Here is a 12,502-nt window from a genome sequence, read left to right as displayed (position 1 = left end):
GCTCATCGTTTGGGGTGGCGCGCGGCGGGTCCGCTCCCCGCGCGCCCCAGCACGCTCCCCTGAGCCTGCATGCACTGGAGCAGCGCCGCCCGCAGGGTCGACAGCGTCGCGATCGACGAAAGGTCGACCCCCATCGAAACGATCGTCTGCGCAACCTCGGGCCGGATGCCGACCACGATCGCCTGCGCGCCGAGGAGCTGCACCGCGCGGACGATCCGCATGATGTAATCGGCCGTCGCCGTATCCACCGTATCGACGCCCGTCAAATCGATGATCATGTACTGGCACGCGGTGCGCGTCACTGCTTCCAGCATCACGTTCATCATCTCTGCGGCCCGCTTCTCGTCGACGCTCCCGAGCACGGGCACCGTGAGCACGCCCTCCCAAACCTCGATGATCGGCGTCGACAAACTCCGGATTGCGGCCTGTTGCTCCTCGATGATGCGGAGCTTCTCCCGCAGCGTCGCCTCGGCCTCCTTGCGCTCGGTCACGTCGAAGAGAAAGCCGCCGAGCACCTCCCCCCCGTCGATCGCCCGCGAGCTGAAGACGTTGTGCAACCACACCGTGCGCCCGTCGGACGCCATCATCCGGAAATCGAAATCGTCCTCCCCTTCCACCGCGAAGAAATGCATCAGCGTGCTCTCGCGGTCCTCGGGGTGCACGTGTTTCGAGAGGAAATCCGGCGCGAGCCAGGCGTCCTGCGGATACCCGAGCATCTTTGCCACCTTCGGGCCGACGTACGTGAACCGCGCCGTCTCCGCGTGCGCCTCCCACGGCACCACGCTCGCCGTCTCCACGAGTCGCGCGAGCCGCTCCTCGCTCTCGCGCAGCGTCCGCTCGGCCAGGGTGCGCTCCGCCGTCTCCCGCGCGAGATCTGCGGCGAGCAGAGCGTTCTCCAGCGAGATCGCCGAGAGGAACTCGAGCAGCGCGAGCCTCCGCGCGGTGAATACGCCGCGCGCCAGGTTGTTCTCGAGGTAAAGGATCCCCGCCACGTCCCCGCGGCGAACGATCGGCGCGCACAGCAGCGATTTCGGCGGCGCCTTGGAGAGATACGGATCGGCCGAGAACATCCCCTGCGCGGCCACGTCGTCGAGGACCAGCTTCTCCCGCGTGCGGCGAACGTAATGCGCGACCGCGAGCGGGAACGATTGCGCAGAGGGCACGCGGGTGCCCTTGGGAATGTCGACGCGCACGCCGTCCTGGTCCGACGTGACGTCCGCGGCCACGCCGAGCGTCCCAGCGGAAGGCAGGAGTAAGCAGGCCCGCTGCGCCCCCGCGTGCTCGATCAGGATCCGCATCAACGTCGCGAGGAGCTGGTCCGGCGACGTGTCGCTCGAAATGGCGGCCGAGGCTTTCGCGGCCGTCAGCGTATCGATCGGCTCCGAGGTGGTGACGGGTATGAGGCCGCTCTCTCTGCGCGGCTCGGCGAGGAGATCCGGGTGGAGCGCCTCTAGTTGTTTTACTTTCCCCCGCGCGCCCCATCGTGCATAGCAATTCCGTGCCTCGCGGAGGAGAGCGGCCGGCACGATGGCGAGACCCCGGCGGAGCGAGAATCGGCCGGCGAGCTCGCAGGCGAGGCCCTCGATTTGGACGAACCCTGCGGCGCGGCTCTCGCGAATCGCTCGATCGTAGAGGCGCGACGCCTCGTCCTCGCGCCCCTCCACCCGTGCGATCTCGGCTGCGACCAGCGCGTGCCGGCCGGCGAAGTTGTCCGAGCAGCTCTCGGCCCAGCGCCGCAGCGCAGCCTCGCACGTGCCGAGTTGCTCCCGGTATTTGTCCCGTTCGTCCCCCTCCGCGTGCTCGATGAGCGCGGCGAGCGTGAGGGCCGTGAAGAGGCACGCCTCGGCGTCTGCGATCCCGTTCACACGGGCCCCGGCGAGCTCCTCCGCGGCCCGCGTCGCCGAGAGGGCTCCCTCGTAATCGTGCGCCAGGTACCTCGCCACGATCTGGTAGGTGTGGAGAAACAGGCGCACGAGGGGGATGTTCTTCTCACGCAGGTGCGCGACGAAAGCCGCCTCGTCGAAGCCGTCCCCGCTCAGCGTCCCGAAGCGCTCGGTATCACCGGTCAGACAACGAATGAATCGCAGCAGCAGCAATACGTTCTCGACGACGAAGCCGTACCCTGCATTGTTCGCGAATTCGTAGGTCGTGAGCGTCGCCTCGTAGGCCGCCTCAAGCGGCTCGCCGAGCGCGAGCAGGATCATCACATTTTGGACGAGGGCGACCGCCGCATAAAGAAGCTGTCCCGATTCGCGGGAGAGCTTGAACCCGATCCGGAGCGGCTCGAGCGACTCACGCAGGTGCCGCGACCAGGGTACGATCGTCGCGCCAAACCCGCCCAGGGCCTGCGCCGCATCATCGCCAAAGCTCGGCCTCTCCGAGAGCTCGCAGGCGAGCTTGCCGAAGCGATATCCCTCTTTGAAATCGCTGAACTTGGCGCAAAGGAGCGTCCCGAGGAACGTCAATCCGAACACCGTGCCCGCGGTCTTGCCGTGCTCGACGCTGAGGCGCACCATCCGGGTGACCACGATGTCCGCGACGACCGGCGCGAGGTACACGGCCGCGGGATGCGCGGCAGAGAGGACATGCATGGCGGCGACCGTGCTCGGATCCGCCATCGGAGGCAGGTCCACGAGCGATTCGATGGTGCGGCCATCGAGCGCCTCGCGCAGCGACGCGAGCTCGGAGAGCAGGTCCTCCGCGGTCGGGGTCTCGGGGATCTCCACGCCGAGCATACGCAGGCACGACAGCGCCACGACGACCGCGCGCTCGTTGTTCACTTGCGCGATCGCGACCCGGATCTGCAGGCAATGGGCGACCGAGCGCTCGACCGGCGTGCGGGCGCGCGCTGTCACGAGCGCGCAGAGCCGCTCGGTCTCCTCGAAACGCGCGTTCACGAACTCGCACTCGGCAAGCTCGACGTGCAGGCCATAGGCCAGATCGTATTCGACGTCCCATCCGTCAGGCGGCAGAAGCGAAATGCCCGTGGACAGGTACGCCGCCGCGGAGCGTGCGGCGCTCGACGCCTTCGCCCTCCGCCCGGCGCGGAGGTCGAGCTCTGCAATGCGGCGCCGCTCCTCGGCGGAGAGCGCATTCACCGTCCCCAGGTTGAGCTGATTGACGATGTCGAAGAGCAGCCCTTCGCGCTCGGATTCGGGCGTCCGCTCGAACAGGAGCCAGCCGAGGCGCAGGTGGAGCGCCGGCCGCTCCTGCTCCTCGATCATCGAATACGCGGATTGGTGCACCCGCGTATGCATGAACTTGTATCCGTCCGGGCGCTGCAGGAGAAGCCCCTCCGTGAGCGCGGGTTCGAGCGCGCGGCGTGCCTCCTCGGGCGTCCGTTCGCTGAGCGTGCCGAGGAGCGCGACCGAGAATTCGCTGCCGATGCAGGCTGCGAGCCTCAACTTATCGAGCGTATCCTGCGGCAGGCGCCTGAGCTTGCCGAGGACGAGCTCGACCATGTCGTCGGTGATCTCCTTGGCCTCGAGCTCGGCGATGTTCCACGACCACGCCCAGCGGCGCGTGTCGAATCGAATGAGCTGATCCTCATGGAGCGCGCCGAGGAGCTGCCCCGCGAAGAACGGATTGCCCCCCGTCTTCGTCCAGAGCAGGGCCGCGAGCGGCTCCGCTTCCTTGCCATCGCACCCGAAGAGATCGACGACGAGATCCGTCAGATCGGCGCGTTCGAGCGGACGAATCACCCGCTCGTGGACAGGAACGCCGGCGATTTCAACCTCGCGGAGCATTGCCGGGGCGGCCTGCGCCGCGTCTTCCTCGTCGTCGCGGGTGGTCCCGATGAGGAGCAGGCTCCGCCCCTCGGGGTGCGTCAGGATGTGCTGCAAGAGCTCCACGCTCGCGAAATCCGCCCATTGCAGGTTGTCGAGAACGAGGACGAGGGGACGCTCCCGGCACGTGAATGCCGATACGAACGCCCGGAATGTCTGGTGCAGGCGGGCACGGGCCTCGGCTGGGGGCAGCGGCGTGACCGGCGGCTGCCTGCCGATGACGAGCTGACTCTGGGGGACGAGGCCGATGATGAGCTGACCATTGTCGCCGAGGGCCACCGCGAGCTCCTCGCGCACGGCCGCGAGCTCTGCGTCCGTCGAAGCGATGATCTGCCGAATGAGCCCTTCGAAGGCCTGGCCCAGCGTCGCATACGGGATGTCGCGCCGCTGCTCCTCGAACGTCCCCCAGAGGAACACCGCGCGGTCGTTCCCCGCCTCGCGCTGGAGCTCACGCAGGATCGCGGACTTGCCGATTCCCGAGGGGCCCTTGACGACCACCACCTCGCGGGAGCCCGTCTCCCGCACGCGCTCGAGGGCTTCGTGCAGCGCCGCGAGATCGGCGCGGCGGCCATACATTCGGCTCGCGGCGCGGAGGTTGTCCCATACGTCCCGCGCGCCGAGCGGGAAGGGCTCGATGTGACCGTGGGCCAGAAGCTCGGAGAGACAGCGCTCGAGATCGTGCGTGAGGCCCCGGGCGCTCTGGTAACGCTCGTCCGGCGACTTCGCGAGCAGCCGCATCACGACCTCCGAGACGATCGCCGGCGTCCCCGGCGCCGCGTCCGCGAGCGGCCTCGGGGCCCGCGCAACGTGGCAATGCACCCAGCCAACCGCGTCCTCGGCGTGAAATGGCAGCGTCCCTGCGCAGAGCTCGTACAGCACCACCCCGAGCGAATAAAGGTCGACGCGATGATCGACCGTGGCCTCGAGCCGCCCCGTTTGCTCGGGCGCAATGTATGGAAGCGCGTCGAGCGGCAGCGTCAGCACCATCGACGCGGTCAGCTCGTAGCCCTCTGCGCCAACGAGCTCTACGCCCCCGCTCCCGGGCTCGATCCGCATCGTTTGCGGGCGGATGTTCTGGTGGATAATCCCGCTCTGGTGGAGCTTCGCGAGCGCGTCGGTTGCCGCGATCGCGGCCCGAAGCCAGGGCTCGAGGGCAAGGACGGGCTGCTCGGTGTGCTGGGGCTGCATGCGGCCCCCATCATATCATGAAATTCCATCGACCCGATAGGCCGTCCTTATCCAACGGGACGTCCCTCCACGCGGCCTGTCTTCGAGACCCAGAACACAGATCGAAGATGCCGTGGAAAGTTTGACGCACTCGTTATCATTCGCCTCTGTAGATGCCGAGAATGCGCGCGCGCACTTGCGGCCACTTGGTCGACGAGGGGGTAATCACGTCGAAGTGATCGGCGTCGGGGATCGCCGTCAAGGAGATCCGATCCCCAGCAGCGTACGCGCGGGCGCGATATGTCTCGCTCCCCGAGAGCGGGACGACGACATCGGCGGCCCCGTGAACGAGCACCTGCCGCACGCCGATGGGCAAGAGCTCCGCGGGGTTCGTCTCTGCATAACGTTCCGGCACCTGGGCCTTCGTCCCGCCGAGGAGCTGATCGGCGAGGTTTCCGCAGAGGCCCCGCGCCGTCGCATCGGCGAGATCGAGGACGCCAGCGAGGGAGACGACGCCGCGCAAAGGAAGCGGGGCGGAGCCGCGGATGCCGCTCGTCTCCGGGAGGCGGGGGCGCGCTGCCGCCCAGAGGGCGAGCTGTCCGCCTGCGGAGTGACCGACAGCCTTCACCCGGTCGAGATCAAGATCGTAGGCGGGCGCGATTGCACGGAGCTCGTCGATGGCCGCGCCCACGTCGAGGAACGTGTCTGGATATCCCGAATCCGATTTGCCCATCGTGATCCGCCGAAATTCGACGTTCCACGTGGCGAGGCCCTCGTTCGTGAGAGCCTCGCTCAAGGGGCTCATGATATCGAGCGCGACCATGGTGGTCCAGCATCCCCCGTGAAGGACCACCGCCACGGGATGCGGGCCGGGCCCCGGGGGGACACGGAGCTCGCCAAACTGGCTCGGGCCGGGGCCATAGGGGATGCGGACACTGGGGAGGCGGGCAGCACGATCACGGGGTCGGAGGTTCGTCACGGGAGCATTCCAGCAGAAATGTGGGCGACCGACAAGCGCCGTCTACTCCTGAGGAATGAGCCCCAGGCGGCCGCACTTCGGGCGGCAATTGCGCCGGGAACGCGATCGCCGCGCTAGAACCGCGCCTTCGCGTGCCCCCCGAGGTATCCGATCGCCATCGTGTACCTGCCGTTGGCGACGTCGCTCCGCGAGGTCGTCACCGTCCGCGGCAGGATCCCCTGCGCGCGCGCGTCGGCGTGCAGATCGAGCCATTTCGTCGCCCGGACCACCGCCCCGAGGCCGCCGATGAGCCGGTGCCCGTCCGGCGAGCCCACGTCGATCGTCTCGTCGGGCGAGGCCGGCGATTGATATCCGAGCGTCGCCGACATCGTGAAGAGCCGAGAGATCGCGAACCGCCCATTGGCCTCCACCCATACCGTGTCGTTCCATTTCCGCGGCAGGATCGCCTGCACCGAAGGGCCGATCCCGAGCTTCGGCTGCGCGAGCGACGGCGATCGGGTCGTCACGACGAACGCGTCCACGTCCGAATAGGTGACGTACTGGACGAACCCGTCGACGCGGAAGGCGCCCGTCGCCTGATACGACGCGCCCGCCGTGATCCGCTTCGGGAGCCGGAACGCAAGCTCGGCATCTCCCTCGACGAGGGGCGGATACCGGAGCCCCTGCGCGGCGAGGTCCTGCGTGAAGAACGGATCGTTCATGTCGAGCGCGAAGCTCCCCCGATAACGCATCTGCGCGCCGTGCTGGTAAGCGAGCGCGAGGCGCACGTCCTCGGAGGGCTGATACAAGAGGCCAGCGTTGAACGAGATCCCGTGGCTCAGGGCGCTCGTGATCGAGATGGGCCGTGAGAGCACGTCGAGCTCGCGCACATGGCTCGGCGCGTTCGGCCCGAACTCGTTTGGCTGACCAATCGGCGGATCCGAGAATGCGCGCTGGAACTCGGGCAGCTCGGCAAAATCTTGCTTCTTGCGGAGGGTCGCGAGCCCGCCCACGTACGAGACGCCCGCGCCGAACGAGAGGTTTGGCAGGACGCGCAAGGCCGCGCTCGCGGTCACGTAGGACGCCACGATGAAGGCCTGCTGGAGCTGCCACGCCTGCGGGCCGTTTGCCGGGAACTCGAGGGCCGCCGCATAAGGCACGTACGCGCCGAGCCCGAAGACGAGGCGATGCTGGGCCACGGGCAACGCGAAGAACAGATCCCCCGTCGGGGCGATCGGCGTCGCCGCCACCTCCTCGGAAAAACCTCGCTTTCCGGGGTCCGTCTCGCCGGTCGCCATGGGCCCGCGCAATCGCAAGCTGTCGGGCGTCTGGTAGACCCCACGCCGCTCGCGGCGATACCCGACCCTCCCTGCGATGAGGCCCGCGCCGCCGAAGAGCTCGGGGCGATCGATATCGGCGAGCGCCGCGGGGTTCCAGTGAATGGCGGCGGCGTCTCCGATCGTCGGCCCGGATTGCCCGCTCCCCACGAGCGGCGCATCGAGCCCGGAGGCGCCCGCGCTTCGGGATGCGACGAGCGAGCCGAGGACGAGGGGCAGGGACGCGATACGCAGCGGACGACGTGACATGGTGCTCTCCCCCTTCGATCGATTCACGACGCGCGCGTCACGACGAGCGCGAGCCTGTGCAGGCTCGGCTTCTCCTCCGCGACGATCTCGAAGACGCGCCCCTCGGCGTCCTTCACGTAGAGCCGATCCCCCGGCTCGATGCGCACCTTTTCGTGCGTGGTGTCCCCGTCGATCTCGATACGCTCGGACACCTTTTGCGTGAGCGCGGGATCGGCAAAAAAACCCGGGCTCGTGTAGGCATAGGGCCGGACGGGTTTGCCCTCCGCATCCTCGCGGATGTCCTCGGGCGCGACGAAATAGAGCCAATCCTCGGCGGTCCCCTCGGGCTGCACGTAAAAGAAATCGGCGTCGCCGCGGGTGTTCTGCGTCAGCGCCTCGGCCATGTCCCGGAGCGCCGCGGGGTTCGTCTCGATGTTCTCCCGGATCCGCGCGACGACGTCCTCCGTCCGCACACCGACGGGCACGTCGTGCACGGGCATCACCACGTTCGCCTCGCCCTCCGCGAGCCCGCCGTCGTGCATGCGCGCCTGCGCGACTTCGAGCAGCATGTCCCAGTAATAGGACGGCCGCGGCGGCGGCTCCGCGAGGATCACGCTCGGATCCACGTCGATCTGCACCCAGCCGTCCGCGTCGATGCAAACCCGCACGGCCTCGAAGGGATCGGAGACCTCGCCCGCGGGCGAATACGTGGTGCAATGGGGCGAGATCCGCGCCGCGAGGCGCCGCCCCGTCTCGGCGAGGACCCGCTCCTCGGCCCACGGCGCCGCATTCCAGACCGGCGAATTGCCGAGCGGCCGCGGATCCCGGCTCGTCCCGGGCGCGAGGTAGGTCGGGTCCTCCTCGATCGTCATCGTCATTTCGCGAATCGAGAGGTCCTCCGCGAGCCCCTGGACCTCGAGCCACCGGGGATCCGAGAAATCGAAGGCGCGGCCGATCTGCCCGCCGATCGAGTTCACGCTGGCGACGCGCGCGTGCGAGGCGTCGACGCCCCGGTACGGCAGCGCATTCACGTCGAGCCGCACCGTCATCCGGAAGCCGCCCTCGGCGGTCGAGAGGCCGGAGGCGGACCGGAGAAACCCGGGATGCGCAGGGCCTTCCGGATACGCCGGATCGAGCGGCGCCCGGCCAAACCTTTCCGAAAGGGACTCGAAATCCGTGGCCACGTCGTAAAGGGTCAGGGCGATCTTGCCCTTCTCCACATCGTAAAACCCCTCGGGGTGATCGGCGGTCACCGGGCCCCTACGTACCCGCGCGCGCGGGTGCGTCGCGACAATCTGATCGAGCACGACGTCGGTGACGGTCGATCGCGCGGCGAGCGGCTCGTTCGGCCCCACGCCCGCGAGATCCGCGAGGATCCGCGACGGCGAGATCCCGACCGCCTCACCCACGGCCGTGAGCCCGGCGAGCGACGTGCCATCGAGCCGCGCGCTCGCCGGCGTCATGTTGAGCAGCGCGAACATGTTCCACGCGGGCTGCGGCAGCGCTTTCGCCTCCTCCAGGGGAAGCCGCGTGAAGCGAGCGAGCGCATTCTCCACGAGCGGCCGGAGCTCCATGTCGAAGAGCCATGTCTCTTCGAGGGTTTTTCGCGGCAACCTGCGGAGCTCCTCCGGGCCGAGCGTCTGCGCGAAATCCTCCACGTCGAGCCGCAAGAACCGCAAGGTGATTTCGCGGCTCTCGCCCACGGCGAGCTCGCCCTCGGGCGGGGGCGGCGCGAGCGTGACGGGCTCGACGCAGCCCGCGGCCGAGGCGCCGAGGAGGGCGAGCAGGAGAGCGCGTCGTTTCGTGGTCATCGCGACCTCCGCGAGGCGACTTTCTCGAAATCGACCACCATGTCGCGTCCCTCCTCCTCGGGCACCAGGATCCGGATCTCGTAGACGTCGCGCGCGTCGTCCTCCGCATAAAGCACGAGCTCGCCCGGCGATAGCGGCACCTTCTCGTGCTCCGTATCGAGGACGCCCGGAATCTGCCGCCTGGAGACGCGGCTCCCCTCGGCGAGCTCCGGGCCCGTGAAGAACCCGGGGCGCTCGTAGGCATACGGCTTCGGACGATCGGAGCCCGCGGGATCCGGCTTTCGATCGGACGGCGCCACGAAATAGAGGAGCGGCGGCCCGCCCTCCGCGCCGCGCCGTACATAGAAATCGAGGTCGTGGTTGTTCTCCCAGAACCTGCCGACGATGACGTTTGCCATCAAGTCCGCCTGCGATTGCAAGGTCGGCCGCATGGCCTGCACGAGCTCGGCGCCGCTCGGGCCGATCGGCACGTTCTGGAGCGCGAACACCGGCCGCGCGGCGCCCTCCGGGATGTCGGGCGTGCCGTCACCCGTCGGATCGTGGAGCGAGATCTGCGCGACCTCGGCGAGCAGATCCCACAAGAATCCTGGCTCCGGCACGGTCACGCCCCGGATCGCATTCGCGAACGCGATCCAACCCGGGGGCGCCCCGCCTTGCCCGATCGCCACGCCGACGAGACATTCGCCGTTCAGCACGACGAAACAGCGATCGTACGACCGCCGCCCGTACGCGCGCCGCGCGCCGCTCGTCACGATCGACTCGAGAAAATATGAGCGGCAGCCGGAGTCGGCCTCGCAAGCCGGGATGAAATGGTCCGCCTCGACGGTCGCGAACCGCATGTCGACCGTGGGCACGTCCGCGACGCCCTGGATCACGAGCCGCTCGGGATCCTCGAAATCGAACGAGAGCGGCGTGCTCCCTTCCATCACGAACATGTCGCCGCCGCCGGACGAGAGGTCGACGCCGCGCACACGGCGCAGGTGCGATTCGGCGATCACGTGCATCCGGAAATCGGGGCCGAGCACGTCGCTCCGCGTGGCAAAAGACGCGTCGTCCGGCACGAGCACGCCGGGATGCTCCCTCGGCACGGGGCCGAATTTCTCGGGCAGCGTCGCGAGGTCTTTCAGGGCGTCATAGAGGGTCACCGGGAGTTTTCCGGCGGAATTGTCGATGCCCGGATGCGTGCCGAGCAGGTTCTCCTGCAGCGCGCGGACGAGCGCGTCCGTGGGCACGACTGGATCCGTGCGGCCGATGCCGAGGCTCTCGGCGAGCACCTTGGGGAAATCGAAACGGAAGGTGCCCGGGTTTTGCTCGACGAGCGCGGCGAAGGTCTCGAGGCTCGTCCCCGAGAGCTCCGCGTTCGCCGGCGTCATACCGAGGAGCCGCACGAGGCCGAACTCGGCCGAGGTCCGCCACGCGGGCCCGAACGTCCGGCCGAGCGCCGTTTGCGCGCAATCGTATCCGGGGTTTTTCCGATCGATCCTCCAGCCCTTGCCGCAGGCGTCGCGGATGCTGTCGAGGACGTGACCGAGCAACGCGGTGGAATCGACGTCGAGGAGACGAATGCGCCGCGCGGCCTCCTCGCCAAACATTTCGAGCGCCTTTGCCTTGTCGAGCTCCAGCGTGATCTCCTCGCGCGCCTCCGGACCGGGAACGGCGAGGAGAAACCGATTGGCGAGAATTTGCGGCGGCGGGTCGTCGTCGCCCCCGGCCGGCTGGTCGACGCCGGAAACCTCGCTATTCGCGGCGCCCCCGCAAGCGACGAGCGGTAGGCAGAGGAGCCAGAAACGGGAGCGTGTCGAGGTCCGCATGGAGCGCATCTCCGTCGGAACGAAAACGAGGGTCGTGACCGCCCGAGACGCTTTACGCGATGCGGCATAGCCCCGGGCCAGTCCGCCTTCTCCCGTTCCAAACGAGATCGTTGTGCGGCGCCATGCTCCGTCAACGGCAGGAGCGGCGGACCGGGTCGGGACGTCCAGAACGCTTGACCTCCAATGATGGAGAGCCATAGGATGCCCATTTCAAGAGGCAACCGCCTCTCCACGGAGCTCCCCATGCGCCGCTTCCTCGCCCCTTCGCTCGCCGCCCTCGCGGCGCTTTTCACCCTATCGACCGCCCAGGACGCCGAGGCCCAGGCGTACCGCGACGGGCCGCCCCCACAGCACCGGATCGTCTATAACGATTTGACGCTGTTCCGGTGGAATCCGCTCGGCCTCATCACGGACGCCCGCTTCGTCTACAGATACCGCCTTTACAAGAGCGAAAGCGCGGCGTTACGGGACAATTTCATCGGCATTGGACTCGCGCCCTCCCTGAGCGGCGCGTTCGCCCGCGGCGGACCCACGATCCAGATCCAGCCGGCGAGCTTTCTCCAGCTCTGGGCGCTCTACGAGGGCATCGGATATTTCGGCGCGTTCAACTTTTTGCAATCGTATCCCACGGCGGACGCGACGAAGGTGAACTACAGCGACACCGAGCTCGCGCGGCGCGGCGATCTCGAGAAGGGCAATCCCGAGAAAAACTATTCGACGACCGGGACGCAGCTCATCGCCGGCGCGAACCTCCAGTTCAAGTTCGGCCCCATCGCAGCGCGCAATCTCTTCCGCTTCGGGCGCCCCGACATGAAGCTGCGCCAGGGCGACCGCGTTTTTTACGATATCTTCTACGATCTGCTCGTGGGCGACGGCGGCCTCTGGTACTCGAACGACGCCGACCTCCTCTACCAGGGTCTCGACAATCGCCTGACCGTGGGCCTGCGCTGGACGACGGGCCAGGCGTTTTACAACGACGAACATTTCGGTCCCGGCGACGACAAGACCCGCGCGCCCGGCGCGATCCATCGCATCGGTCCCATCGCGGCTTGGACGTTCAAGAAGCCGGACGGCGCGGCGCTCGAGCCGACGATCCTGCTCGTCGCGAACTGGTGGCTGAAATCGCCTTATCGCACGGGCCAGGATGTCTCGCAGGCCGTCCCCTACATCATCCTCGCCCTGAACATCACGGGCGACCTCCTTCCCGCGCCCGCTCCGGAGAAGCCGAAGGACGAGCCCGAGGCCACGAAGCCCCCGCCGAGCGAGCCCCCGGCCGCCCCCGCACCCACGCCCGAGCCGGCCAAGGAGCCCGCGCCCGCGGCGCCCGCCGAGCCCGCGCCTGCCGCGCCCGACGCTGCCGGTCCGCAATAGAACCACCGAGCATCCGCTCGTCGCTTTCCCCGCA

Annotated in this window: 6 protein-coding genes; 1 reads left to right on the top strand and 5 read right to left on the bottom strand. The window is 68.2% G+C overall.

Annotation, left to right across the window (positions count from 1 at the left end; all coding sequences use genetic code 11):
• Positions 1 to 2: 2 nt before the first annotated feature.
• The 5 genes from QHF83_RS03860 to QHF83_RS03840 form a co-directional block, all read right to left on the bottom strand.
• Entirely contained in the window at positions 3 to 4,973 is a 4,971-nt protein-coding gene (locus QHF83_RS03860) for an AAA family ATPase (protein ID WP_282416391.1), read from the bottom strand.
• 136 nt (positions 4,974 to 5,109) lie between these two features.
• On the bottom strand, positions 5,110 to 5,931 hold the full coding sequence (locus QHF83_RS03855; protein WP_348980424.1) for an alpha/beta hydrolase: 822 nt from the start codon (positions 5,929 to 5,931) through the stop codon (positions 5,110 to 5,112).
• A 113-nt stretch (positions 5,932 to 6,044) separates the two neighbouring features.
• Positions 6,045 to 7,496, bottom strand: coding sequence for an outer membrane protein transport protein (locus QHF83_RS03850; RefSeq protein WP_282416390.1), 1,452 nt, complete (start codon positions 7,494 to 7,496; stop codon positions 6,045 to 6,047).
• Between the two features lie 23 nt (positions 7,497 to 7,519).
• Positions 7,520 to 9,286 (bottom strand): acetyltransferase, encoded by a 1,767-nt coding sequence (locus QHF83_RS03845; RefSeq protein ID WP_282416389.1) that lies wholly within the window; start codon positions 9,284 to 9,286, stop codon positions 7,520 to 7,522.
• The gene (locus QHF83_RS03840) at positions 9,283 to 11,097 is read right to left on the bottom strand and encodes a hypothetical protein (protein ID WP_282416388.1); all 1,815 of its coding nucleotides are present in this window, start codon (positions 11,095 to 11,097) and stop codon (positions 9,283 to 9,285) included. The genes QHF83_RS03845 and QHF83_RS03840 overlap by 4 nt, the downstream gene beginning before the upstream one ends.
• Before the next feature lie 201 nt (positions 11,098 to 11,298).
• On the opposite strand from QHF83_RS03840, the gene QHF83_RS03835 reads away from it, so the two are divergent.
• Positions 11,299 to 12,468, top strand: a complete 1,170-nt coding sequence (locus tag QHF83_RS03835) for a hypothetical protein (protein WP_282416387.1) — start codon at positions 11,299 to 11,301, stop codon at positions 12,466 to 12,468.
• Positions 12,469 to 12,502 lie beyond the last annotated feature (34 nt).

This window comes from Polyangium sp. 15x6 (assembly GCF_029960785.1).
Taxonomy (GTDB): Bacteria; Myxococcota_A; Polyangia; order Polyangiales; family Polyangiaceae; genus Polyangium.
Note: the sequence above shows the minus strand (reverse complement) of the source record. Positions and strands in the feature narration are given on the sequence as shown.

What these genes read in the sequence shown, in the direction of transcription:
- QHF83_RS03835 (WP_282416387.1), top strand. Translation starts at nt 11,299, where the DNA reads ATGCCCATTTCAAGAGGCAACCGCCTCTCCACGGAGCTCCCCATGCGC.
- QHF83_RS03860 (WP_282416391.1), bottom strand. Translation starts at nt 4,973, where the DNA reads ATGCAGCCCCAGCACACCGAGCAGCCCGTCCTTGCCCTCGAGCCCTGG.
- QHF83_RS03840 (WP_282416388.1), bottom strand. Translation starts at nt 11,097, where the DNA reads ATGCGGACCTCGACACGCTCCCGTTTCTGGCTCCTCTGCCTACCGCTC.
- QHF83_RS03845 (WP_282416389.1), bottom strand. Translation starts at nt 9,286, where the DNA reads ATGACCACGAAACGACGCGCTCTCCTGCTCGCCCTCCTCGGCGCCTCG.
- QHF83_RS03850 (WP_282416390.1), bottom strand. Translation starts at nt 7,496, where the DNA reads ATGTCACGTCGTCCGCTGCGTATCGCGTCCCTGCCCCTCGTCCTCGGC.